The 26558-nt window shown below is 44.6% G+C and carries 21 protein-coding genes; 13 read left to right on the plus strand and 8 right to left on the minus strand.

Annotation, left to right across the window (positions count from 1 at the left end):
- Positions 1-5: 5 nt before the first annotated feature.
- The 3 genes from H3S83_RS06695 to prfB all read left to right on the plus strand — a co-directional run bounded on the left by H3S83_RS06695 (position 6) and on the right by prfB (position 5169).
- Positions 6-1244: an N-acetylmuramoyl-L-alanine amidase gene (locus tag H3S83_RS06695; RefSeq protein ID WP_198239240.1), complete on the plus strand. Its 1239-nt coding sequence runs from the start codon at positions 6-8 to the stop codon at positions 1242-1244.
- A 166-nt stretch (positions 1245-1410) separates the two neighbouring features.
- Entirely contained in the window at positions 1411-3882 is a 2472-nt protein-coding gene (locus tag H3S83_RS06700) for a penicillin-binding protein 1A (RefSeq protein WP_198239241.1), read from the plus strand.
- A 158-nt stretch (positions 3883-4040) separates the two neighbouring features.
- Positions 4041-5169 (plus strand): peptide chain release factor 2 gene (prfB, locus tag H3S83_RS06705; protein WP_149867424.1). Its coding sequence is split into 2 segments (ribosomal slippage): positions 4041-4109 and positions 4111-5169, totalling 1128 coding nucleotides; the frame shifts between segments, so codons are not numbered across the junction.
- 186 nt (positions 5170-5355) lie between these two features.
- Here the strand turns inward: prfB and H3S83_RS06710 are convergent.
- Positions 5356-5577 (minus strand): hypothetical protein, encoded by a 222-nt coding sequence (locus H3S83_RS06710; RefSeq protein ID WP_078039477.1) that lies wholly within the window; start codon positions 5575-5577, stop codon positions 5356-5358.
- A gap of 70 nt (positions 5578-5647) precedes the next feature.
- Complete coding sequence (bcp, locus tag H3S83_RS06715; RefSeq protein WP_077971396.1) at positions 5648-6118, minus strand: thioredoxin-dependent thiol peroxidase; 471 nt, start codon at positions 6116-6118, stop codon at positions 5648-5650.
- 144 nt (positions 6119-6262) lie between these two features.
- Here bcp and H3S83_RS06720 point away from each other — a divergent pair, with 144 nt between their 5' ends.
- Positions 6263-9688: a DUF3971 domain-containing protein gene (locus H3S83_RS06720; RefSeq protein WP_198239242.1), complete on the plus strand. Its 3426-nt coding sequence runs from the start codon at positions 6263-6265 to the stop codon at positions 9686-9688.
- A gap of 367 nt (positions 9689-10055) precedes the next feature.
- Here H3S83_RS06720 and tyrS read toward each other — a convergent pair whose 3' ends face one another.
- The gene (gene tyrS / locus H3S83_RS06725; RefSeq protein ID WP_198239243.1) at positions 10056-11309 is read right to left on the minus strand and encodes a tyrosine--tRNA ligase; all 1254 of its coding nucleotides are present in this window, start codon (positions 11307-11309) and stop codon (positions 10056-10058) included.
- Positions 11310-11420: 111 nt separating this feature from the next.
- On the opposite strand from tyrS, the gene H3S83_RS06730 reads away from it, so the two are divergent.
- The gene (locus H3S83_RS06730) at positions 11421-12578 is read left to right on the plus strand and encodes an anhydro-N-acetylmuramic acid kinase (protein WP_198239244.1); all 1158 of its coding nucleotides are present in this window, start codon (positions 11421-11423) and stop codon (positions 12576-12578) included.
- 222 nt (positions 12579-12800) lie between these two features.
- Here H3S83_RS06730 and H3S83_RS06735 read toward each other — a convergent pair whose 3' ends face one another.
- Entirely contained in the window at positions 12801-13475 is a 675-nt protein-coding gene (locus tag H3S83_RS06735) for an alpha/beta hydrolase (protein WP_077971403.1), read from the minus strand.
- Between the two features lie 181 nt (positions 13476-13656).
- Between H3S83_RS06735 and H3S83_RS06740 the strand changes: the two genes are divergently transcribed.
- From H3S83_RS06740 to H3S83_RS06765, 6 genes are all read left to right on the plus strand, one after another.
- Positions 13657-14802 carry a cysteine desulfurase family protein gene (locus H3S83_RS06740; protein WP_198239245.1) on the plus strand — a complete coding sequence of 382 codons (1146 nt, stop codon included), beginning with the start codon at positions 13657-13659 and terminating at the stop codon, positions 14800-14802.
- Positions 14803-14974: 172 nt separating this feature from the next.
- Complete coding sequence (gene sufB / locus H3S83_RS06745; RefSeq protein WP_198238183.1) at positions 14975-16486, plus strand: Fe-S cluster assembly protein SufB; 1512 nt, start codon at positions 14975-14977, stop codon at positions 16484-16486.
- A 58-nt stretch (positions 16487-16544) separates the two neighbouring features.
- Positions 16545-17318 (plus strand): Fe-S cluster assembly ATPase SufC, encoded by a 774-nt coding sequence (sufC, locus tag H3S83_RS06750; protein ID WP_198239246.1) that lies wholly within the window; start codon positions 16545-16547, stop codon positions 17316-17318.
- Entirely contained in the window at positions 17311-18591 is a 1281-nt protein-coding gene (gene sufD / locus H3S83_RS06755; protein WP_198239247.1) for a Fe-S cluster assembly protein SufD, read from the plus strand. The genes sufC and sufD overlap by 8 nt, the downstream gene beginning before the upstream one ends.
- Before the next feature lie 9 nt (positions 18592-18600).
- Positions 18601-19845 (plus strand): cysteine desulfurase, encoded by a 1245-nt coding sequence (locus tag H3S83_RS06760; protein WP_370541340.1) that lies wholly within the window; start codon positions 18601-18603, stop codon positions 19843-19845.
- Positions 19838-20242 carry an SUF system Fe-S cluster assembly protein gene (locus tag H3S83_RS06765; protein ID WP_198238186.1) on the plus strand — a complete coding sequence of 135 codons (405 nt, stop codon included), beginning with the start codon at positions 19838-19840 and terminating at the stop codon, positions 20240-20242. The genes H3S83_RS06760 and H3S83_RS06765 overlap by 8 nt, the downstream gene beginning before the upstream one ends.
- A 322-nt stretch (positions 20243-20564) precedes the next feature.
- On the opposite strand, the gene H3S83_RS06770 is transcribed toward H3S83_RS06765, so the two are convergent.
- Together H3S83_RS06770 and H3S83_RS06775 are read right to left on the minus strand one after the other, a co-directional pair.
- Complete coding sequence (locus H3S83_RS06770) at positions 20565-21884, minus strand: DNA polymerase IV (RefSeq protein WP_198239248.1); 1320 nt, start codon at positions 21882-21884, stop codon at positions 20565-20567.
- Positions 21875-22168 carry a DUF3572 domain-containing protein gene (locus H3S83_RS06775; RefSeq protein ID WP_198232085.1) on the minus strand — a complete coding sequence of 98 codons (294 nt, stop codon included), beginning with the start codon at positions 22166-22168 and terminating at the stop codon, positions 21875-21877. The genes H3S83_RS06770 and H3S83_RS06775 overlap by 10 nt, the downstream gene beginning before the upstream one ends.
- A 74-nt stretch (positions 22169-22242) precedes the next feature.
- Between H3S83_RS06775 and H3S83_RS06780 the strand changes: the two genes are divergently transcribed.
- Positions 22243-22608, plus strand: a complete 366-nt coding sequence (locus H3S83_RS06780) for a response regulator (protein WP_198239249.1) — start codon at positions 22243-22245, stop codon at positions 22606-22608.
- Between the two features lie 84 nt (positions 22609-22692).
- Here the strand turns inward: H3S83_RS06780 and rpsI are convergent, their stop codons facing one another.
- Both rpsI and rplM read right to left on the minus strand, forming a co-directional pair.
- A complete protein-coding gene (gene rpsI, locus H3S83_RS06785; RefSeq protein ID WP_075870719.1) occupies positions 22693-23181 on the minus strand; it encodes a 30S ribosomal protein S9 in 489 nt (162 codons plus the stop codon).
- A gap of 2 nt (positions 23182-23183) precedes the next feature.
- Complete coding sequence (rplM, locus tag H3S83_RS06790; RefSeq protein WP_198212777.1) at positions 23184-23648, minus strand: 50S ribosomal protein L13; 465 nt, start codon at positions 23646-23648, stop codon at positions 23184-23186.
- Between the two features lie 1483 nt (positions 23649-25131).
- Here rplM and H3S83_RS06795 point away from each other — a divergent pair.
- Complete coding sequence (locus tag H3S83_RS06795; protein WP_198239250.1) at positions 25132-26415, plus strand: O-acetylhomoserine aminocarboxypropyltransferase; 1284 nt, start codon at positions 25132-25134, stop codon at positions 26413-26415.
- Positions 26416-26558: the final 143 nt, after the last annotated feature.

Here is a 26558-nt window from a genome sequence, read left to right on the forward strand (position 1 = left end):
CCACAATGGATCATGCCGGACAACAAGCAAATGGTATTGGCAATATCGGGCAATCAAAATGGCTTGTTTTTATTGTTGCATTTCTCTTAAGTTTTATGAGTTTTCCAGATAAAGGCAATGCTAGCAATGAACAATTGGAACTCGTGAACATTAGAGCGGTAGGAGATCTAACGAGAACACGACTTATTGCGGTATTTTCGGGTAATCCCGACTACTCCTTACAGTTTCTCGATCATCCGAACCGGCTCGTTGTCAATCTTCCAAGAACTGATTTTTCCTCACAAAAACAGCCTCCATTAAAGCTCGGTATGGTTACCGATTTGCGTTACGGAACGTCCGGGCCAAATTCGTCAAGAATTATATTGACGACGAATGCCCCTTTCGTGATCGAAAAAGATAAAATCGAACAACTTGATAGTGGACTTTGGCAATTGGTCATAGACTTGACCAAGGACAATGAGGAGAACTTCAAAAAGTTAATCCAAAAACAGCAAACAGAAAATAATGCGCTGGCACGAGACGATAGAAAAGCGCAACAAAAGCCTTTTCGTGTCGTGATTGATGCCGGTCATGGAGGAATTGATAGCGGGGCGGAAAGTGTGTCGGGTGTGCTTGAGAAAAACGTTACATTGGCGTTTGCACGCACATTACGCGATGAACTGGAAAAAAACATCAATTTGCAGGTATTTTTGACACGTGATTCCGATATTTTTCTCAGACTTAACGAGCGGGTTCAAAAAGCACGTGATTATGGTGCCGATCTGTTCATTTCTATCCATGCCGATACAATAAATATGACATCGATGCGTGGCGCAACAGTTTATACGATTTCGGATCGCGCATCTGACGATTTGGCAAAAGCTTTGGCAGAAAGAGAGAATAAAGCTGACCTGCTTGACGGTTTACCGGCTGACGAATCTCCCGAGGTGACCGATATTCTGATTGATCTTGCAAGACGGGAGACACTGTCTTTTTCGGTGAATTTTGCCGATCGTGTAGTTTCAAGTCTTTTGGAAGATAATATAAACCTTATAAAAAATCCGCATCGCTATGCCGGTTTTCAGGTTCTAAAAGCCCCCGACATTCCATCGGTTCTCATTGAAATCGGATATTTGTCAAATAAGGATGACGAGAAGCTCATTTCGGATCCCGTTTGGAGAAGACAAGCAGCAAGCGCAATTGCAACAGCTGTGCAACAATTTGCAAATTATAGGACCCGTAACGGGAATAATCCACAGCCATGATAAAAATGCTTGAGAAAAACGGAAGCGATAGTCTTAACTTTGACATTAAAATACTAAATAGTGCATTTAGCCTTGTTTCTAACGAAATTCCAGTGCACACGCATCGGGTTTTACCAATAAAGGTCTCGCATAAAGCGGGTACGGGAGAAAGCGACATCCGGTTATTATGATGAAGTTTTTTAGAATTTTTCTTGCCGCTGGAGTTACTCTCAGTCTGGGCACATATCTAATCGGCTTGGCAAGCGCCGAGAATGAACAGCAAGGCGACGAGCTTCCGGATTATCAGGTGCTTGCCGATTACGAGCCTCCTGTTATGACCCGCGTTCACGCTGCAGATGGTGGCCTCATGGCAGAATTTGCGACGAATCGTCGACTTTATCTGCCAATCCAATCGGTTCCCGATTTAGTGAAATTTGCCTTTATATCTGCTGAAGACAAAAATTTTTACACCCATTTCGGTCTTGATCCGGAAGGGCTTGCACGAGCCTTGGTAAGCAATGTTAAAAATATCGGTTCCGGTCGCAGACCTGAAGGTGCTTCGACAATCACTCAACAGGTCGCAAAAAACTTCCTTTTAAGTTCCGATGCCACGATGGAACGTAAAATCAAGGAAGCCATATTGGCTATGCGCATCGAAAGGGCTTATTCCAAAGACCGTATTCTCGAACTTTATCTGAACGAAATTTATCTGGGACGTGGCGCTTATGGTATTGCCGCTGCTGCACTTACATATTTCAATAAATCGGTGAACGAGCTTACATTGGAAGAATGTGCCTATCTTGCATCTCTTCCAAAGGGGCCGAGCAATTACGATCCTTTCAAACATACCCAGCGTGCTCTCGACCGTAGAAACTGGGTAATTGATCGTATGGTTGAAAATGGCTATGCGACGCAGGCACAAGGCGAGCAGGCAAAACTGAAACCTTTGGGCATCTCGCTGCGTGGTGACGATTCATATATTTTCGCGGCAGACTATTTCACCGAAGAAGTCCGTCGGCAATTGATCAACCGTTATGGTTCAAAAACCCTTTATGAGGGTGGCTTATCCGTTCGCACAACTCTGGATCCGAATTTACAAGTTCAGGCCCGTCGGGCATTGCAGGACGGTCTTGTCAAATACGATCAGAACCATGGTTGGCGCGGAGCATATAAACACATCGACATTTCAGATGATTGGGGCGTCGCTTTGGGAGATGTTAGCGGCTTTAGCGATGTTCCGGAATGGCGTTTGGCTGTCGTTCTTTCCGTTTCGCCGGATAAAGTAAAAATCGGTTTGCAACCAAAACGGGAAGTATCCGGCGCACTTTCGGCCGAGCGCGACGTGGCCACAATTAACGCAAGCGATATGAAATGGGCTTACCGAATGGTCGGTAAGAACGACCGCCGGTCTTCAGCTTCAAATCCTGGTGGCGTTCTGCAGGTTGGCGATGTGATTTTTGTCGAGAAAAAGCCCGGAAGCGAGGACGGTTATTTGCTCCGGCAACCACCTAAAATTGAAGGTGCAATGGTTGTTATGGAGCCAAGGACAGGACGTGTTCTGGCGATGGTTGGCGGGTTCTCATTTGCTGAGTCCGAGTTCAACCGTGCAACCCAGGCCTATCGGCAACCCGGCTCTTCTTTCAAACCCTTTGTTTATGCCGCAGCTCTTGATAATGGTTATACGCCGGCTTCGGTTGTGCTCGACGGGCCTGTGGAAATCAAACAGCCGAATGGCGAAGTGTGGCGACCAAAGAATTATGGCGGGACATTTGCCGGCCCGTCGACACTACGTTACGGTATCGAACACTCTCGTAATTTGATGACAGTCCGCTTGGCAAACGATCTCGGTATGCCGATTGTGTCAGAATATGCGGAACGTTTCGGAATCTATGACAAATTGCAACCTTACCTTCCAATGGCTCTGGGGGCAGGGGAAACAACGGTATTGCGCATGGTTACCGCTTATTCGGTTATCGCCAATGGCGGCCGCTCCATTTCACCGTCCCTTATAGATCGCATCCAAGATCGATATGGAGCGACGATCTATCGGCATGACCAACGTAAATGTGAGGGATGTAATGTAAAGAACTGGGATAACCAACCCGAACCGACATTAATAGATGAGCGGGATCAGGTGCTTGATCCTATGACAGCCTATCAGATTACATCAATGATGGAAGGTGTGGTTCAACGCGGTACGGCTGCACGCCTTGCATATCTTAATCGCCATATTGCCGGTAAAACCGGAACTACCAACGACTCGAAAGATGCCTGGTTTATGGGCTTTACTCCCAATATCGTCGTTGGTGTGTTTATCGGCTATGACCAGCCTTCAACACTCGGATATGGTGGTACCGGAAGTTCTCTTGCAGTTCCCGTATTTGGTGAATTTATGGAGAACGCTATGAAAGGCGTTCCCGACGTTGATTTTAAAATACCGGATGGCATGATGCAAATAGCTATTGATCGGAAAACCGGTATGCGTGCGGAACCCGGAAATAGCAATGTCATTGTTGAAGCCTTCAAACCGGGTACTGGTCCGGCCGATGTTTATCAGGTTATTGGCGGAACGACATCCTTCAAAGAAGGGGTGCCGGTTGCGCCGACGTCTCCTCAAGTCAATAAAGCTATTCAAAGTGGAGCCAACGGGCTTTATTGAAAATTGCCTTTTGACAAAAAAGACATCTTGTGGATATTGCTGCACAATTGTTGTCGAACAAATGACGTTTCGAGCGGAAAGGTTGAATTCGCTATTGTAACGGAGCAATAAGCCCGACAACGAACAACAAAATAAATGATCAGGAAAAAGACATAACAATGCGAGCAGAAATCGAAACTTTGGTTGAAGAAATCAAGCAGGCTATCGGCTTGCTGAGGAGGCATCTTTGACTGGGATCAGTCGGTAAAACGCCTGGAATATCTCAACGAAAAAGCTGAAGATCCCAGTTTGTGGGACGATGCGGCAAAAGCGCAGGAACTTATGCGCGAACGGCAGCGGTTGGACGACGGTATTAATAATATCAAACATCTGACGCAAACACTGAACGACAACATTGAATTGATCTCCATGGGGGAAGAAGAGGGCGATGACGACATTGTTAGAGACGCCGAATCATCAATACATGCCCTTAAAGGTGAACTTGATAAACGCCAGATCGAAATGTTGTTATCCGGCGAAGTGGATGCCAATGACACTTATCTGGAAATTCATGCTGGTGCTGGTGGTACAGAAAGTCAGGATTGGGCTTCTATGCTCCTTCGCATGTATACCAGATGGGCGGAAAAACACTCAATGAAAGTTGAAGTGCTGGAAGTTCATGATGGCGAAGAAGCAGGGATAAAATCGGCAACCATACTTGTGAAAGGTCATAACGCTTACGGTATGCTTAAAACCGAGTCTGGCGTGCATCGTCTGGTTCGTATTTCTCCATATGATTCCAATGCAAGGCGTCACACGTCCTTTGCTAGCGTCTGGGTCTATCCGGTTATTGATGACAATATCGAAGTGGATGTTTCGGAAGCGGACGTACGCATTGACACATATCGTTCGTCAGGTGCTGGTGGGCAGCACATTAACACGACAGATTCCGCTGTGCGCATCACACACCTGAAAACCGGTATTGTTGTACAGTGTCAAGCCGAACGCTCCCAACATAAAAACCGTGCTACAGCTTGGGCCATGTTAAGAGCGCGCCTTTATGAAGAAGAGTTGAAACGTCGTGAAGACGAAGCCAACGCACTTGAAGCATCCAAGACAGAAATCGGTTGGGGCCATCAAATCCGTTCTTATGTTTTACAGCCTTATCAGCTTGTAAAAGATTTGCGCACCGGTGTGGAAAATACCGATCCACAAGCCGTGCTTGATGGTGACCTTGATGAATTCATGGAAGCAGCGCTTGCTCAAAAGATCAAAGGTGGTGTCGAGCATGTTGAAGATGTTACCTGACATCTTCAACGTTAATTTAACATGAATTGGAACGACCCTTTTAGGGTGTAATATTATACTTCAATTCGACGAATTTTTATATCGGTTCGCAGATTGAAGTGTATTTTTGAACCTGATTTACCTTGCAGGTATCCATCGGATAGCTAACAGTCGCCTATAAAGATCATTAAGCCGAGATAAAGCAGCTTATCCACGTGGACCTGTTATTATAGGGTCAATACCGGCATAAGGTTTTAGGGCAATATTTTCGGTTTTCGGAACCGAAACTTTGGGCATCGCCGGAAGAGATTGATGAAAATAGGGCTTTTTTGCATCTGTTTCTTTTGTCAGTTCTTTTGCTGTTGTAGCAACCGACATTGCTGCAAACAAAACCGACGTTAGAACCAGAATCTTTGCAAAATAGTGCATATTTTCATCTTTCCTGTTCAGTTTTTATTAACACACTAAAAAGTTAACAAAGTCCTAATGATTGTTATTTTCAGGCGATTGTTGTTGCCTTCTCCAATACAGTTTTGGCGTGGCCTGGAACTTTAACTTTCCGCCAGATTTCAGCAATTTTACCGTTTTTGTCGATTAGAAATGTGCTGCGTTCGACGCCCATATATTTGCGTCCATACATCGACTTTTCCACCCATACACCATATTTCTGAAGCGTCGTTTTTTCCTCGTCGGAGACAAGGATAAGCTGAAGATCGTGTTTGCTTATGAATTTATCGTGTTTTTCAGCCTTGTCCGGTGACATTCCGATAATTGTTACGCCAATTTTGTCGAATTCGGGTCGAAGTTCCGTAAAGTCATGTGCTTCCAGTGTGCAGCCACTGGTATCATCTTTCGGATAGAAATAAAGTACAACAGGATGACCTCGCAATTCGGATAAAGTTTGTGTCTTTCCACTATCGCGAGGCAAATTGAAATCAGGTGCAACATCGCCTTTTTGTAAACCTGCCATTATAATTACCTTTCTTCTGTGGGTAGAACGAAAATTAAATTAGAAACCATAAGAATCAACATTATTCGGTGCTATAAAGAGTCTTACGATATTAATCCTACATCGTAAAATGTGATTGCAGAGATAAATGGGGTTGATTGCAATTTGTCAGATCCACATGAAGAGATTCGCTTTAAAAAAAGCGAGATAAAGAGCCTCGACCAATTTCCGTCAGCACAGGATAGCAATGGCGTGACGGTTGATACACCACGTCGACGCAAAACATTGGCAAGGCGTCTTTTCCATATCGTTTTGTGGGCTATTATTATCGTCATATTATTGTTGGGGCTGATCTTTTCTCTATTGAAAGTAGGCATTAGCGGCAAATATTTGACGCAGAAAATGCAGGCAACGCTTACCCAGCAATTAGGCGATTACGCACGTGTAAAAATTACCGATGCGCGTCTTTCATTGGACGAGGATTACCATCTGGCATTGGAAACACAAAACGTCATGTTGGATGATATCAAGGATGGCGTAAAAGTAGACCAGATCGGGGTTTTTCGCGTTGGCTTTTCCTCATGGGCTCTTCTTATGGGGAAATTGCAGATAGCCCAGATAGAACTTCACGATGCCAACGTCCTTTTGCCGCAAACTGGCGGACCGGGCTTGTTTGAGCAATTACCAAAAGATGAATATGGGCGCATTGACCCCGACGCAACGTCCAAAGCACTGTTTTCGGCTTTCGATAGTGGTGCCGATAAATTGCGTTCAATGTCAATTAATGTACTCGTTTTGAAGAATATTTCGCTTCATATGCCCGGCGATAATGGCGCAATATTGGGAATAAAAGATTTTGATTTGCGCACACGCTGGAGAACAGCCACACTTTTATCTTCTCTGACGTGGAATGGTGAAAAAATTGGCGTTACAGCAAATGCGAACTACGTCAGCAGGCATGCTACCGACATAACGCTCAAGGTCAAATCTTTCCCCCTCCATTTGGGCGCAGCCGATGATGTTTCACCATTTTTACCGAACGGTCACACAAATAATGGGCATTTCAGATTGAAGGGAAAGGCCAATCTCAATGTCGAGGCTCATCGTGTTTCATTAGAGAATGAACCGGTGGTGCGCACATCGCTTGTGATGCCTGATGGCGTTATGGATTTTGGTACAGAACAAAATATTCCTTCAAAAATCGATTTAAATCTGCTGCACACACCTCACAGCGGTAAAATCGAAGTCGAAACGTCATTATTGACGATCGGCGGGCTCACTTTGCCGTTCAACGGTGCATTGGGAATTACACCCAATGATAAAGAAACAGGAAAGCCGGTTAACGATTATCGTTTCGAAATTGTCGCCCAACATGCCGTCAGCGCCTCGAACGAGGTTCCCGATATAGCACTCAGATTCGAGATGAAGCTCGCGGGCCAGTACAATATTGGCGATAAAAAAGTAATGATGGATGAAATAACCATCAATACGCCACATGGTAATATGATGGGGCAGGGTAGTCTCAAATTCGGGAACGGTACCCCCGAAACGATCTTTGTTCTTCGTGTTCCTCAAATGGATGTGGCTGAAGCAAAACAACTTTGGCCTGTCAATCTATCTCCTGGCGCAAGGCGATGGGTTGTTTCCCATATTTTCGGCGGTCAGTTAAAAAACGGTTCTATCGAAATAGCGTTACCGCAAGGATACTTTCAATCGGGAATACCGACGGGAACACTTTCAGGAAATGAAATAAAAATCAGGACTGAAATCCTGAATACGCGTTCTGATCTTGTTGGAGAATTACCGGCTTTGCGGGATGCGTCCGGTAATATCGCCATTGACGGGATGACGACAACTATCAAGCTTGACAAGGGGATTAGCTATTTATCCGACGGACGTAAAATCGAAGCGACGGACGGAACAATGGTTATTCCTTGGGGTCCCCAACGGCCGGTTTATGCCGATATGAACTTGACCGCGCGTAGCGAGATAGATGCAGCCGGAGAGATGATTGGCTATGCACCGATCAATGCCCGCCATCGTTTGCCGTTCAACCCTGATCATGCTGAGGGCAATGTAGAAGTTGATCTCGATCTCCGCTTTCCGGTAACGCATGATAATCCACGAGGTGAGATAACTTATAACGCTAATGTCAATTTCAATAATTTTTCTATTCCGGACCCGATTGAAAACAATCTGGTCAGCAATGCTTCCGGCACAGCTAATGTCACGAAATCGGGTATTGTTCTGGAAGCGAGCGGCCTGCTCAATGACTTTCCTGCCCAAATCAAGCTTGTACAGCCGTTTGATAACTCGAATTTACAAAAAAGCGAAAAAATTACGCTCAATATTGATGATTCAATTCGAGCAAAACATTTTTCGTTCCTCAATAATTTCCTATCAGGGCCGGTTAATATAGAGGTCGGGCAGGATAATAATGGAAAACGCCATTTTAATGCAGATCTCACCAATGCAGAGCTGGAATTTTCATGGGCAGGCTGGAAAAAAGGCAAAGGCATGGCGGCACGTGCCCAATTTGATATGCCATCAAATATAAAGGATAAACCTGACTATACGATAGAAAATTTCTCTTTATCCGGTCAGAATTTGGATGTAGCTGGTCAAATCCATATCAAGGACAAACAACTGGCAAGTGCTGAATTCAACAAAGCCAATTTAAGTCGAAACGACGATTTGGGATTGAAAATTATCAGTTCCGGAAAAACTTATCATATAGAAGCGACCGGAAAAAGTTACGATGGACGCGCCCTGATCCAGCAAATGGGAAAAGCACAAAATTCGAATTCCAATGATAAAACGGCTATATCATTGAGTGCATCAATAGGAAGCCTTGCAGGTTTCTATGGGGAAGAGCTTGATAACGTTAAGGCAACTTACGAAATAACCGAGCAAAAAGCTGTGCAGTTTTCATTAACCGGAACGACGCATAGTCGCAGATCTGTCAATGTCGAGACACAAAAAAGTCAAGGGAGACAAACGATCTCGGCAAGAAGCAATGACGCCGGCGCATTAATGCGATTTATGAATTATTATGACAAGATTCGCGGTGGTGATCTGAAAGCCGATTTATCGTCATCTTCCGGACAACCGTTGTCCGGTCGGGTCAGTATCAGAAACTTTGCGGTGGTTGACGAACCCAGATTGGCTGCGATTGTCTCCTCGCGACCAAGTGGCGGCGGTAAAAGTTTGAATGAAGCCGTAAGAGGTAAAATCAACAGTTCGAGTATCGGTTTTGATCTTGCTTATGCCCATATTGCAAAGGGTGACAATTATTTGGTTCTTGATAAAGGTGTTCTGAGAGGACCGACAGTCGGTGCGACTTTTCAGGGGGTCCTTTACGATGTCGCGGGAAATATGTCGATCACCGGTACTTTTATGCCGGCTTATGGTCTGAACCGATTGTTTGGAGATTTGCCAATTATAGGGCAAGTGTTAGGAAATGGCCGCGACCGTGGATTGATCGGAATTACTTTTAAGATTGAAGGCAAGGCGAAGCATCCGCAAGTTATGGTCAATCCGATTTCGGTGATCGCACCCGGTATTTTCAGGTCGATATTCGAATTCCAATAAGCCTTTTAATTGAAGAGCGAGAATGCGTTATCAGCGTGTTTTGGTAACGGAGTGGTTCTGTTTCCGGTTTTCTAATGTTACTGAATGAACAGGATCGAAGCAGAGAAAAACGGATTTTAATGCTGCCACATCAATCACATTAACAATGTGAATTATAACTGTTGGCACATACTGTAAGCTCTGAAGAGACCAATTCCATAAGTCACCTTCTCATATCCGGATTATAGAGCTGTTTTGAAATGCTTTATCAAGAACGCCTGCAGTTTATTGCAAATGGATCTTTCTATAAAAAATCTTCCGGCAAGATCTGCCGGAAGACCAATATTATGACTGAGCAGAATTATGGCTGAGCGGGAATGCAAACGCATCACATTGGCTTGACGAGAACGTGCTTCTTTTTACCGAAAGACAATTTGATGACGCCGTCGGCGTTGACATCATTTTCATTGATTATACGTTTTTCGTCTTCCACAGATGCATCATTCACCCGTATACCACCGCCTTGAACATGACGCCGCGCTTCGCCATTTGATTTGGCAAGTCCTGCCTTCACCAACAGGGTAAGTAAGCCAATACCATCTTTAAGCTCGGTTGCCGGAACTTCTATTTTGGGAAGGTCATGACTGACTTCACCTTGTTCGAATGTTTTACGCGCGGTTTCGGCAGCTTTTTCAGCCGCGTCGCGCCCATGGAGCATGGCGGTTATTTCTGTTGCCAATATCTTTTTCACATCGTTGATTTCCGAGCCTTGGAGGGCAGAAAGACGTTTTATTTCGTCCATTGGCAAAGTTGTATAAAGTTTCAAAAAGCGCGAAACGTCAGCGTCTTCTGTATTGCGCCAATATTGCCAAAAATCATAGGGAGAAAGCATGTCGGCATTGAGCCAGAGAGCACCATTAAGCGATTTCCCCATTTTAGCGCCTGACGCTGTCGTCAATAATGGCGAAGTCAAAGCAAAAAGCTGTGGTGTATCCATACGATGGCCAAGATCAATGCCGTTTACGATATTTCCCCATTGATCGGAACCTCCCATCTGCATACGCAAGCCGTAACGTTTGTTGAGTTGAACAAAGTCATAGGCTTGCAAGATCATATAATTGAATTCAAGAAACGATAGCGAATGCTCTCTATCCATGCGCAATTTGACAGAGTCAAAAGAGAGCATCTTGTTTACCGAGAAAAAGCGACCGACATCGCGCAAAAATTCAATATAATTCAAATCTCGAAGCCAGTCGGCATTGTTGACCATAATGGCGTCTGTGGCACCGTCACCGAATTTGATATATTTGGAGAAAACTTTTTTAATGCCGGCGATATTCGAGTCGATTTTGTCGACAGTGAGGAGCTTACGTGCCTCGTCCTTAAACGACGGGTCACCGATCATGCCGGTACCGCCCCCCATGAGTGCGATCGGACGATGGCCGGTCTGTTGCAGCCAGTGAAGCATCATAATCTGGATCAAACTGCCGGCATGAAGGCTTGCGGCCGTTGGATCAAAGCCGATATATCCAGTCACGATTTCCTTCGAAAGGAGATCGTCCAGACCTTTTTCGTCTGACATTTGGTGGATAAAACCACGTTCACTCATCACATTTAGGAAATCGGATTTAAAACCGGACATCGGACTTTTTCCCTGAAAATTTTATATTTGGAAAAGAATATTCAACTGTTTTGTGGGCTTTATCATAGAATATATGTGATTCACAAGGAAACATAGTACGGGGAACAAGCTATGCGCACGTTAAAAACGGCGATCGGCCTAATGAGTGGTACCTCTATGGATGGCATTGATGCCGCATTGATTGAAAGTGATGGCGAAAAAATCGTCAACATCATCGGCCATTCGTCTTGTGAATATGATGTCGCTTTTCGTAAAAAATTGAAGTCAACGCTTGATGAAGTAACTAATGTTGTGAAGGCTGATGAGCTTCCGAGATCGGTTTTGAATGTCGGAGACGAGTTGACAATCAAACACGCATTTGCGGTCAATCAATTATTGAAAAAATATTCTATTTCTCCGAACAAGGTGGATTTAATCGGGTTCCATGGTCAGACTATACTCCATAAACCCGATATAGGATTAACTATCCAGATAGGCAACGGGGCAATGCTTGCACAACAGTGTGGCATTGATGTTGTTTTCGACCTGAGATCAAACGATATAAAACATGGCGGACAAGGGGCGCCGTTGGTTCCTGTTTATCATCGGGCTTTGGCTTTGAAATTGAAGGACAAACTCGATTTTCCAGTAGCTTTTATTAATATTGGTGGAATTTCCAATTTGACGTTCGTTGGTAAAAATGACGAACTTTATGCTTTTGATTGCGGACCGGGTAACGGTTTGATCGACCAATGGATGTATTGTAAAACCGGAAGCCCGATGGATCGCAATGGTGAAGCCGGTCTACGCGGAACTGTTCATGAGGGGATTGTTAATTCCTATTCTCGACACCCGTTTTTTAATCAGAAAAAGCCGGGTTCTCTTGATTGGCGTAGTTTTAAACCTTTAACGGATAAAGCTGTTTCTGTTGAAGATGGAGCAGCTTCGCTAAGTTTTATAACAGCCTATGGAATCGTCAATTCTTTCAGACATTTGCCGACCTATCCAAGAACACTCGTCCTCTCTGGAGGCGGAGCTTATAACAGAGCAATTATAAAGGCATTAGAGGACCTTACGCAAAAATACGGAATCATCACATTAACGGCGCAGTCACTTGGTCTTTCTTCGGATTTCATAGAAGCTGAGGCATGGGCTTATCTTGCGATCAGGTCAATTTATAACTTGCCGATAACATTTCCAACCACGACCGGTTGTCTCTCACCACAATCAGGCGGGCGTCTTGCGCGACACCAGAACACAACACCGGATCGCAATATAAGCGGAAATTAATAGAAATAAATTTTAAAATTGGCGTCAATGCGCGGAAAAATCCACCGTTTCGACAGTCACCGAAAAACTGTTTTATCGGATGTCTCAATTATGAGTTTCGAAGTTTGATATGGGCAGTGAAAGTTTTTTCTGAAACCGATTACGCTCATTAAAAAAGGTCCATGCGGAAACTCTCGCATGAACCTTTTGTTCGAGAAAAATAGTAGCAGATAATGAAAAGTTTTATCTTAACCGTTTCATACGAGGCTCGGACAATTCGCCATTAAGGCGCCGGTCAAGATAATTGGCGCAATCATCAATAAGTTCGTCAACCTGACCAGCAAAAAAGTGGTTTGCACCTTCAAGAATTTGCTGGGTTATCGTAATTCCTTTTTGTGTTTTAAGCTTGTCCACGAGGCCCTGAACGTCTTTTACCGGAGCAACACGATCAGCGTCGCCATGAATGATGAGGCCCGACGAAGGGCAGGGAGCAAGAAAAGAAAAATCATATATATTGGGCTGGGGAGCAACCGATATGAACCCTTCGATTTCAGGTCGACGCATCAAGAGCTGCATGCCGATCCATGCGCCGAAAGAATAACCGGCCACCCAACAATTTTTCGAATCCGGATGCAGTGCTTGTACCCAATCAAGTGCCGCCGCTGCATCGGACAACTCGCCGGCTCCATGATCGAATTCACCTTGACTGCGTCCGATACTGCGGAAGTTGAAACGCAAGGTAGTAAATCCGCGTTGCTGGAACATATAGAAAAGATCATAAACGATCTTGTTATTCATCGTACCGCCAAATTGGGGATGTGGATGGAGAATAATGGCTATAGGAGCATTTTTTTCCGGCGAGGGTTGATAACGGCCTTCAAGGCGACCCGCAGGACCATTGAAAATGACTTCAGGCATCAAGTACTCCTTACTTCATCAGCTTGAATTTCCGTTGTGACATAAATGGATATCGGTAAATTCAAACTGTTTTTTATGTTTTAAATTTATTCTAAGCGTTAGATAGTCTGTAATGGGTGCACTTTTCAAGGAAATTGCGTTATGGATGCGTTTGAAATAATAAAAATTACGAGGCCCCCATATGTCATCTTCAAGATGCTATCTCGATTATAATGCTACAACGCCTTTGTCAGATGCTGCCCGCAGCGCTTTGGTGAGCGCACTTGACGTATATGGCAATCCTTCCTCAGTCCATCAGGAAGGGCGAGCCGCGAAAGCCCTGCTGGAAAAAGCACGGCGGCAGGTCGCCAGCCGTCTTCATACCGAGCCGGATCACGTTGTTTTTACCTCCGGTGCAACGGAAGCGGCAATGACGCTCCTCACACCCGATTACAAAATGGGACGTTCGGATGTTCACTTTTCCAAAGTCTACATAGGAGCAACCGAACATCCCTGCATTGGAAAAGGCGGTCGATTTGAAAAAGACCGGCAGGAAATTATTGATGTTGATGAAAATGGCATCATCAAACTGGACGAGCTTGAACGAAAACTCTCGGCTCATGATAAATCCGAAGGTCTGCCAATGGTTGCAATTCAGGCGGCCAACGGCGAAACCGGCGTCATCCAGCCTGTAGGAAACATTGCCGATATTGTCAAAAAGGCGGGCGGTGTTTTGATTGTCGATATTGTCCAATATATTGGTAAACTCCCTGTCACTATTGGTAGCTTCGGAGGAGATTTCTATATTGTTGCAGCACATAAGATCGGCGGGCCAAAAGGCATCGGCGCGTTTGTAGCGACAGGAAGTGCTCTTATGCCACAACCGCTTATATTGGGCGGGGGACAGGAAAAAGGTTTCCGTTCGGGCACAGAGTCAGTTCCGCTCATCGCCGCTTTCGGTGCAGCGATGGAACAAAAACCCACCACTCAGGATTTAGACCATTCTAAAGCGCTTCAAATGCGTCTGGAACATGGGTTGCATCAATTGAGTAACAATCTTGTTATTTTCGGAGAAAAATCGCCGCGTTTACCGAATACAACCTATTTTGCTGTTGAAGGTTTAAAGGCGGAAACGCTGCAAATCGGTTTTGATCTTGCCGGGTTTGCGGTTTCGGCGGGATCGGCCTGTTCCTCGGGAAAAGTGAAACAAAGTGGTGTTCTTGCCGCAATGGGGTGTCATGTACCCGACGGGGCAATTCGGGTTTCTACAGGCAAACACACAAGCCTGAAAAACATTGATGATTTTCTCTCGGCTTTCGAAAAAATCATTCGCAATTCAAAAAATTAAAAAACAGCACTTGAAATCTTCTTTAGAACTGTTTTAAACAAGGTCAGATAAGCTTGACTGGATTTATCATGTTTTCATTGAAGTCCGGCGACCGAGACACTAAATCAAGTTGTGCTTATTTTGGTATAATCGACAACTGCCGGTTTTTGACCCGGCCAGGAGGGAGAAGCCCATGCCTGCAGTGCAGGAAACTATAAGTCAGGTCCGTGAAATTGACGTGGACCAATATAAATATGGTTTTGAGACCAAGATCGAGGCAGATAAAGCCCCGTTAGGTCTTAACGAAGATATTATCCGTTTGATTTCGGCTAAAAAGCAGGAGCCGGAGTGGATGCTGGAATTGCGACTGAAAGCATTCCGGCATTGGTTGACTATGGAAGAGCCCCATTGGGCTCGTCTGGAAATCCCCAAGATAGATTTTCAGGCAATTTCATATTATTCGGCGCCTAAAAGTCAGAATGCACCAAAGTCTCTCGATGAAGTTGATCCTGCATTGCTGAATACTTATGAGAAGCTTGGTATTCCTTTAAAAGAACAGGAAATTCTCGCGGGCGTACGCAAGCAAGCAGAACCTTCACAATTGGACGATAATGTTTATGCATCCGGTCGCGTTGCGGTCGATGCGGTGTTCGATTCGGTTTCTGTGGTCACGACATTCAAGAAAGAATTGATCCGTTCAGGTGTTATATTCTGCTCGATATCGGAAGCGATACGTGAGCATCCTGATCTCATAAAGCAGTATCTCGGCTCGGTTGTTCCTGCCGGAGACAACTTTTATGCGGCGCTTAATGCGGCGGTTTTCACGGACGGGTCATTTATTTACGTTCCTAAAGGCGTTCGTTGTCCGATGGAGCTGTCGACTTATTTCCGTATTAACGAACGCAATACCGGCCAATTCGAACGCACATTGATTATAGCCGATGAAGGCGCCTATGTATCCTATCTTGAGGGTTGTACAGCGCCGCAACGTGACGAGAACCAGCTTCATGCGGCGGTTGTCGAACTTATCGCCCAGAAGGATGCAGAAATAAAATATTCAACAGTTCAGAACTGGTATCCGGGTGATAAAGACGGCAAAGGCGGAATTTTCAATTTCGTTACCAAGCGTGGTGATTGTCGCGGTGACAATTCAAAAATTTCCTGGACACAGGTTGAAACCGGCTCGGCGATAACCTGGAAATATCCTTCATGCCTGTTGCGTGGTGATAATACACGTGGTGAATTCTATTCCATTGCAGTTTCTAATGGACACCAGCAGATCGATTCAGGCACAAAGATGATCCATCTTGGAAAAAACACATCAAGTCGTGTTATTTCCAAAGGCATTTCAGCCGGATTTTCCAATAATACTTATCGTGGACAAATCTCGGCCCATCGCAAAGCCACCAATGCCCGTAACTTCACCCAATGTGACAGCCTGTTGATCGGCAATAATTGTGGTGCTCACACAGCCCCTTACATTGAAGCGAAAAACGCGACGGCAAAATTCGAGCACGAGGCCACGACGTCGAAGATTTCCGAAGACCAACTGTTCTACGTTATGCAGCGGGGTATTCCAGAAGAAGAGGCGATTGCTCTTATTGTAAATGGCTTTGTCAAAGAAGTTATTCAGGAATTACCGATGGAATTTGCTGTTGAAGCGCAAAAGCTTATTGGCATCAGTCTTGAAGGTAGTGTCGGCTAACTGAAGCTGTTGTTTTTTGTTGGGGGCCTTATCAGTGTCCACAAAATAGGATTTAAAAATGTTAGAAATTAAAAATCTCCATGCACGTATAGCCGAAACCAAGACAGAAATTCTGCATGGTCTGGATTTGACAATCCATGACGGTGAAGTTGCAGCAATTATGGGACCGAATGGTTCCGGTAAATCAACGCTTTCCTATATTCTTGCAGGCCGTGACGATTATGAAGTGACGGACGGAGAGGTTATCTTTAACGGCAAGTCGCTTCTTGATATGGATCCGGCAGAACGCGCGGCGACCGGCGTCTTTCTGGCTTTCCAGTATCCGATGGAAATACCCGGTGTTGCGACAATGGAATTCTTGAAAGTCGCAATGAATTGCCAGAGAAAAGCGCGCGGCGAAGAAGAATTGAAAGTGCCCGAATTCTTGAAAAAAGTAAAAGCGGGTGTTTCTGAACTCGAGATGGATATGAGCATGCTCAAGCGTCCTCTCAATGTCGGTTTTTCCGGTGGTGAAAAGAAGCGCGCAGAAATACTCCAGATGCTGTTGCTGGAACCGAAGCTCTGTATTCTTGACGAGACAGATTCAGGCCTTGATATTGATGCGTTGAAAATTGTGGCAAACGGTGTCAATGCTTTGCGCTCTCCGGAGCGTTCGTTCATGGTCATAACCCACTATCAAAGACTTCTGGACTATATTGTGCCGGATACTGTGCATGTCCTCTATAAAGGTAAAATCGTTAAGACTGGCGATAAGACATTGGCGATGCAGCTCGAACAAACGGGTTATGCCGACATTATCGACAAGGTAGAAGCGGAGGAAGGACATGAGTGAAACCTCCAAAGTCGATAAAAAACCGGAAATGACTGCTGCGGAACAGGCAATAGTCGATATTTTTGGTCAAAAATTGGGTGATTTTCCTGGAAATAGCGAGGTTATGTCAACGCGGGATAGCGTGGTAGAACAGTTCAAACGTGTGGGCATACCGTCCAGAAAACGTGAATATTGGCATTACACCGATTTGCGTACCTTGTTGAAGACAATTCCGAACTTCAGTGATGAAGGTGACGGATTATCTCGCGACCCACTTCTGCCAAAGAATTCTGTATTTGCCATATTTAACGGCAAAACACTCGATGCTCCACAAGTGCAATCGGTAACGACAAAACGCGTGGCCGATGAACTTGCTAACGAGCATTTCACTCTGAAGCCGGATATTGCCGACGATGATTTTGTTGGTCAGGTCAATACTGCTTTTGTTACAGATGGCTGGCTTCTTGAAGTAGCAGAGGGTGCAAAAATTGCTGATCCGGTTGAATTGCAAATGATCAATCCGGGTGGTCAGGCTCATGCCTATTCCCAAATCAAAGTAGGAAATAACAGCTCGGTTACTTTCATTGAAAGGCAATTGGGTGGAGAAAAGTCCACATTTGTAACTTCCGTGCAAGACCTCAAAATAGGCGAGGGCGCAGATGTAACCTGGATTATCATTCGTGATCGTGGTTTCGATGCGACGCAGTTTTCCAAGTTTCTCGCCAATCTTGATAAGAAAGCGAAACTGACCCTTTACATCGTTAATATCGCAAGTGAGTTTAACCGGCAGGAAATAGACATCGAGATGCCGGGCGAGGGAGGGAACTTCCAATTGAGGACGATCAATCTCCTTGCAGGCGCCAGTCATAGCGACGTTACAATGTTTGTCCGTCACATTGGCGAAGATACTGTTTCGACCGAAATTGTCCGCAATGTCGTAGCTGATAAGGCAAGAGGTGCGTTTCAGGGCATGATCAAGGTTTCCAGAGAAGCCCAGAAAACGGATGCCCGGATGACGTGCAACAGTCTTATCTTATCGGATGACGCAGAATTCGATTCGAAACCCGAACTTGAAATTTTTGCCGATGATGTTGCTTGCGGACACGGTTCCACAGTTGCGGAGATCGATCGCGAACAACTCTTTTATCTGATGGCACGCGGTATCGAAGAATCTGTCGCTCGCGGCTTGTTGGTAAAGGCTTTTGTCTCGCAATTGATTGATGACGTGGAAAACGATCAAATGAAAGACGTCATTGTTGCTCTCATTAATCAATGGTTGGAAAAGCACCTTTAAGAAGGAATAATGATGACTGACCAAACGTCTTCGTCTTTTGATATCAATCAAATACGGCGTGATTTTCCGATCCTTGATCGGAAAATCTACGGTAAGCGTCTCGCCTATCTTGATAATGCTGCTTCGGCCCAGAAGCCGAAGCAGGTGCTGGAGGCTATGGACGAGGTCTATCGGACAAGCTATGCCAATGTTCATCGCGGCCTTCATTTTTTGTCGAACACTGCAACCGAGCTTTATGAAAAAGCCAGAGAAAGCGTTCGTAAATTCGTGAATGCTTCATCCCATGAAGAAATTGTCTTTACCAAAAACGCGACTGAAGCCATCAATACTGTTGCATATGGATATGGAATGCCGCGTTTTTCGGAAGGGGACGAAATTGTTTTGACGATTATGGAACACCATTCCAATATCGTGCCTTGGCATTTTATACGCGAAGTTAAGGGCGTAAAACTTGTTTTCGTGCCGGTTGACGATGATGGAGTTCTCCATTTGGAGGATTTCGAAAAGGCATTGACCGAAAAGACGAGACTTGTAGCAGTTACGCATATGTCTAACACCCTCGGCACAGTTCCACCGGTGAAAGAGATGATAAGGGCCGCTCATGAGCGGAATATTCCGGTTTTGATCGATGGGGCGCAAGGGTCGGTTCATTTGACGGTCGACGTGCAAGATCTCGATTGTGACTGGTATGTAATGACTGGACACAAGCTTTACGGCCCGACAGGGATCGGCGTTCTCTACGGCAAAAAAGACCGGTTGCAAGAGATGCACCCGTTTCAGGGCGGTGGCGAGATGATTGAAGATGTGAGTGTCGACAAGATCACTTACAATGAACCTCCTCATCGCTTTGAAGCTGGAACGCCGCCGATTGTTCAGGCTATCGGATTGGGTGTTGCTCTCGAATATATTATGTCGAAAGATCGTAAAGCTCTCGAGGCACACGAGAAAGCATTGACTGCCTATGCTCATGAACGGCTTGAGGCGATCAATTCGTTGCGCATTTTCGGGCGTGCTCCTGATAAGGGTGGCATTATCTCGTTCCAACTCGAAGGAATTCATCCCCACGATGTCTCGATGTATATTGACCGTCAGGGAGTAGCCGTGAGAGCTGGAACGCATTGTGCCCAACCGCTCCTTAATCGCTTTCATGTCACATCGACCTGTCGTGCATCTTTTGCAATGTATAATGATCGTGATGATGTCGATCAGCTTGCCGAAGCGTTGGAAAAGGCAAGGAGGTTTTTTAATGAGTGATTCCGACAACAAAATTCATACTGCCGAGCCGGTAGGTGATTGGGACGATCATGTTGTTGCAGCAAACACTTCAACGATTCCCCCTGCCGAACTTGATCGTATGACGGACGATATCATCAGCGCTTTGAAAACAGTCTTCGACCCTGAAATTCCCGCCGATATTTATGAGTTGGGTCTGGTCTACAAAATCGATATTGAAGATGATCGCACTGTAAAAATCGATATGACTTTGACTGCCCCGGGATGTCCGGTCGCAGGTGATATGCCGAGCTGGGTTGAAAATGCAGTGGGCGCGGTAGAGGGCGTTTCGCATGTCGAGGTCAATATGACATTTGATCCACCTTGGACGCCGGATAGAATGTCCGAAGAAGCCCAGATTGCACTTGGCTGGTATTAACCACTTCCGTCTTGATCTTAATTGCTGCCGGATAAGAATATATTGAATTTTTGAGATATATCCAGTTTCGGCGATGTGATTGAAAATAAGGTTGTTCTTCCAGAATTGAATCCGGAAGAAGAGGGCTCTTTATAATCAAAAGTTCAATAAAGCCGACGTTCTTCAGGCTATCTCGTTTGGATATAGAAAAATGCGATTTAAGCATTAAGGGTAAACGTGTGGAAAAGACGGAGTTTTAAACGGTAAAACCGACATAGCTTTTCCTTTCGAGCGAAATTTGAAAACTTTGTATTATTCGGAAAATGGAGATATTTCCGCTTTATCAAGAATTGTCATCCGGTGTTTTGCGCAAGGAAATATTTTTTCCGAATGTGTAACCGGTTTCGATTGATTTATTTCCGAATTTGGCACGAAGTTTATCCATCGCGGTTTCAGCGACTGCCCGTTTATGCTGGAATGGGTCGAGAAGATCATTATCATGTAAATGGGACGCTTTCGATAGTTGCTGGACACCTATTCCGAGCAGACGAAATTTTGTTCCATCAAGTTCTTTTTGTAATAATCGTAATCCTACGCGAAAAATGCGGTCAGCAGTCTGTGTCGGGTCATCAAGACTCTGGTTGCGTGTTCGCGTTTTGAAATCTTTGGTCTTTAACTTCAAAACAACAGTTTGCCCGGCAATTTCACTTGTCTTCAGTCGTGCTGAAACTTTTTCGGACAACATTCGTAAAACCGGTATCAGGTCTTCCGCATTTGATAAATCACTCATGAAGGTCGTTTCGGAAGATATGCTCTTCATTTCTCGTTCAGGTTGAACCGGCCGGTTATCTTGCCCGCGCGACAAGCGATAAAGGCGCTGCCCCATTTGTCCATAACGTTTGATGAGTAATGCTTCATCCAGCTGTTGAAGTTCGCCCACTGTGGTAATTCCGTCGTGGGATAATTTTTGCGCTAATGCTGAACCGACACCCCATATTTTTGTTACAGGTTGTTTTGCAAGAAACGCGAGTGCCTCATGTTCGCCGATGATCGAAAAGCCACGCGGTTTATCAAGATCGGACGCAATTTTTGCCAGGAACTTGCAATATGATAAACCGATCGAGACTGTAACGCCAATTTCTTGCTCGATACGTTTTGCAAAACCTGCAAGTATATAAGAAGCCGGTGCCTTATGGAGTTTTTCAGTACCACGCATATCCAGAAACGCCTCATCAATCGAAATTGGCTCGACAAGCGGCGTCAGTTCGAACATGAGCTGACGGATTTCCCGTCCAATACGGGCATATTTTGTAATATCGGGGGGAATAACTATCGCATCGGGGCACAGTTCCAGTGCCTTGAACATCGGCATTGCCGAGTGTACCCCCGAAATCCGTGCAATATAGCAGGCTGTGGAAACAACTCCACGTTTGCTACCTCCGACGATGACCGGTTTATTGCGCAGCTCCGGATGGTCGCGCTTTTCAACGGAGGCGTAAAAGGCGTCACAATCAATATGGGCCAATGTGAGAGAATAAAGTTCCGGATGGCGGATAAGGCGCGGCGAACCACATTTTTCGCAGCGTTTATTGAACTTATGTTGAATGGATAAACAATCTCGACAAAAACCAAATTCAGGTTGGTTAAACGGGGTCAGAGCCATATAGGTTGTTCTCCACCAGGAAGAAAGTTGATGGCTTCACCGACTGATTGCGGGGGATAGCCAGATTCGGTTGAAAAGGCTATAAGTGTTGGTTCATGAGCCATTATGAATTGTAAAACACCGGCGAGAAACCCCTTGGTTGAGGCGGCTTGGCGAATATCGGAAGCATTTATACCTGTGATATTTAAAAAACGTGGCATAAGTTCGGCATCGTTTGCAATGAATAACAGCGCTGCCACAGCCAATTCTTCAGCTTCTTCGCGATTTGTTATGTGTTTTTTCATATCATTTTAGCCAAGTAGTAACCACAGCAAGTTTACTCTCCAAAGCGCAAAGCTGGAAGAGCGGAGATTATATAATGACAAAAAAAGTTATGATCGTGGAAGATAATGAACTTAATATGAAATTGTTCCGCGATCTCGTCGAAGCGAGCGGCTATGAAACAGTAGAAACGCGTAGCGGTTTGGCTGCGTTGGATTTGGCACGGCAGAGTAAACCCGGTCTCATTTTAATGGATATCCAATTACCGGAGGTTTCCGGAATTGACGTTATAAAACAATTGAAAACAGACGATGAATTGAAATCGATTCCGGTTGTTGCAGTTACCGCTTTTGCCATGAAGGGTGATGAAGAAAGAATAAGGGCGAGCGGCTGTGAAGATTATATGTCAAAGCCGATATCAGTCGTTAATTTCATGTCCATGGTTAAACGGTTCTTGGGGTAAATCGACTTAATCCGGTTATTCAATCTGCAATAATAAATAAAAAAGCCCCGCAAAAACGGGGCTTTTCGGAAAACAAAATAGAAATTAACGTTTGGAGAACTGGAAAGAACGGCGGGCTTTTGCCTTACCGTATTTCTTACGTTCAACAACGCGGCTATCACGAGTAAGGAAGCCACCCTTTTTTAGTACCGAACGTAGACCGGGTTCGAAATAGGTCAAAGCCTTGGAAATGCCATGACGAACTGCACCTGCCTGACCGGAAAGACCACCACCGGCAACAGAAGCAATAATGTCGAACTGACCGTCGCGATTTGCAGCAAGAATTGGCTGACGCAAAATCATCTGCAAAACAGGGCGTGCAAAATATTTGTCAAAATCTTTACCGTTGACGACAATTTTGCCGCTACCGGGTTTTATCCAAACGCGTGCAATAGCGTCTTTACGTTTACCTGTAGCATAGGAACGTCCTTGAGCGTCAAGTTTACGTTCATGAACAGGAGCTTCCGGTGCTGCAGGAGCTACAACCGTTTCGGTTGCCGCACCAAGCTCAGAAAAAGAACTAATCTCGGCCATAATTAAGCAATCCTTTTATTTTTACGGTTGAGTGCACCAACATTGATAACTTCAGGCTGCTGGGCTTCATGAGGATGTTTTGTTCCAGCATAGACGCGCAAATTTTTCATCTGCCGACGGCCAAGAGGACCACGCGGAATCATACGTTCAACAGCTTTCTCGATAACTCTTTCAGGAAAACGTCCTTCAAGAATTTGGCGGGCTGTGCGTTCTTTGACGCTGCCGATATATCCGGTATGCCAGTAATATTTTTTGTTATGAAGTTTTTTGCCGGTCAAAACAACTTTGTCGGCATTGATTACGATAACATTATCACCATCATCAACATGAGGTGTATAAGTTGGTTTGTGTTTACCGCGTAACCGGTTGGCTACCAGTGTGGCAAGACGACCTAAAACAAGGTTCTCTGCGTCAATAATGACCCATTTCTTGGCCACTTCAGCGGGCTTTTGTGAAAAAGTTGCCATTGAAGCTTTCCTTTTTAAAATCCCTTGTTAAACAAGGGCGTTTTTTGTTGCTTGGCGTTGCGATGTGATATCGCAACAATTGTGCCGAATACGACACGTGCGAGCTTCTTATAGGCTTGCAACTATTACGTCAATCGAAAAATAAGCCAATATTTCCAATATTTTGCAATAACGGTAATATAATACCACTATTATCTGGTTGTTAATTATCAAGATTACAACAAGGATTAACCGCTACTTCTCGAACTTTGTCATAAGAATGAAAACTTTTTAAAAAATATCATCAATAAAATCCGAAATATGTCGGGAAATCAAAGAAGTGGGTAATTTAATGACCAGAACAAATAAGCGGGGTTAAAACAATTGGTTTAGATCCGCAATCAAGGTCGGTGTTGAATTCCGGCTGAATATGAATGTTCGATCAGTAGAGTGTAGTTAAGCACTTATTGAACGCGTTCGTTTTGGAGTAAGTTTAGTCACCAATCCATATTTTAAAACAGGTTTTTACGAAATATTGTAGTTGAGACAATTTGTCTGCAGCGGCTTTGGTGTAGCGGCTGATAGATTGAAATTGGGCCAAAGAGAAATCAATGACCATCGTTGCTGACCCACTGTTTTAAATGATTGCTTTCCAATGGAGTAAATTCTGTAAGGAGACAATTGTTATGGATTTAAAGCTAAACCGACTGATATAGCTTGGTAAAATACTTTTTGCCTTCACGGAAGGCGAGGCTGTGAACTTGAAATTCACTAATCAATTCTCAAACCGCTATGAAAGACGCGGCGTGGGGATCCATGACAAATAAAAGATAAAGGCTGTTATCATTATCGTTTATTTTTATGGTTTTATAGAATTTCTCTGAATCTTAACTTGAAGAAGAGCGCATGAAGTTTAACCGCTAACAGGTTGTCAAACTATGGAGTAGGCTAACATTTAGCTGGCTTTTACAAAATTGACCTCTTTTTCTACAAAGCGGTGCCGATTACTGTTTTTTCCTTAAAAGATTGATCGGAAAAGTTCAGCTTCATTGCCATAACAAATAAAATTGACGTGCGGTTTTTGTTTATGACCATAAGTGCAGAGTAAAGCGCGTCAGGTTTGAGAACGGGCGAACCTCTAAAGGTGATAGCGGTTTTTTAATTTCACGTCGCAAAACACAGACAAAAAATGATTTATCGCGCAACAAATAATTTTTCCCGATAAATCATGAGAGCCTCATTGATATCATGAAATGCATAATTGTCTTCGAGAAAGAGCGAGAATGATGGGTTTTGCTAAAATTAGGATACGGTTCTATTTTTCTAAAATCTTGTCTATTTGGCCGGAACAAATTGAAGAGAAAACAAATATCGAAAGTCTGGGTATTATGAGATGAAACGAGTAATAATTAAGGGATTAAAGAAATTGTTTTCTTGTACTCATTCCCGGTGTCCTCTAGCCTCATTTTAAATAAATATTGCGCGACGCTCTATGGAGATGAAAATGACAAAAGTTACACCTGGAATAGAAACATTGGCGGTTCATGCGGGAACTGCTCCGGATCCGACAACCGGAGCGCGGATTACACCAATTTATCAAACGACAGCTTATGTGTTCAAGGACGCTGATCAGGCAGCAAACCGTTTTGCTTTGACAGAACCGGGAAACATCTATGGCCGTATCACCAATCCGACGCAGGCAGTTCTCGAGGAAAAAGTAGCAGCACTCGAAGGGGGCACAGCAGCCTTGGCGACGGCATCCGGTCATGCTGCCGAGTTTCTCACATTCCACACACTCATGGAACCGGGTGAAAATTTTGTCGCCGGGCGTCAATTATATGGCGGTTCCATCAACCAGTTTGCAAATGCTTTCAAATCATTTGACTGGCAGGTCCGTTGGGCCGACAGCGACGATCCGGAATCCTTCGAGAAGCAGATTGACGACAAGACTCGTGCGATTTTTATTGAAAGCTTTGCAAATCCGGGTGGCATCGTCGTTGATATTGAGGCAATTGCAAAGATTGCCCATGCTCATGGTGTTCCTCTCATAGTTGATAATACGCTTGCAACACCTTATCTTTTGCGCCCGATAGAACACGGAGCAGATATTGTTATTCATTCGCTCACGAAATTTATAGGCGGTCATGGCAATTCAATGGGAGGTCTGCTCATTGACGGCGGTACATTCGATTGGGGGAAATCGGGACATTATAAAAAATTGACAGAACCGCGTCCGGATTACGCCGGCCTTGTTATTTACGAAGCAACTGGTAACGCTGCTTTCGCAACAGCCGCCCGTGTTTTGGGAATGCGTGATTTTGGTCCGACTATTTCGCCGTTCAATGCATTCCTTATTTTGACGGGTGCGGAAACTTTACCGCTACGTATGCAAAAACACAGTGATAACGCTTTAGCTGTAGCCCAATATCTTGAAAAACATAACAAGGTTTCCTGGGTTAACTATGCAGGTTTGACCGGCAATAAATATCATAAATTGCAGCAGCGCTACGCCCCTAAAGGAGCCGGTTCTGTCTTTACGTTCGGAGTAAAAGGCGGCTATGAAGCCGGTGTAAAATTTGCTTCGTCACTGAAGTTATTTTCGCTTCTTGCAAATATTGGCGACACACGATCCCTTGTTATCCATCCCGCTTCCACCACACATCGTCAGCTCACTGATAGTCAAAAAATTGCTGCCGGAGCAGGGTCGGATGTTGTTCGCCTGTCAATTGGAATTGAAGATATAAAAGATATTATTGGCGACATCGAACAGGCTTTGAATAAGATTTGACAGGAAAATTCTGTCAATTACGAATATTCTAGCCTTCAACCGTAAATAAATAAAAAGGGCTGAAGGCTCGAAGCAATTTTGCAAAAATGGTAATCTTGCACTCTGTCAGGATTAGTTTAATCCGATTTTTGTCCTTCGCTTTC

The sequence above is a fragment of the Bartonella sp. W8122 genome, from assembly GCF_016102485.1.
Taxonomy (GTDB): domain Bacteria; phylum Pseudomonadota; class Alphaproteobacteria; order Rhizobiales; family Rhizobiaceae; genus Bartonella; species Bartonella apihabitans.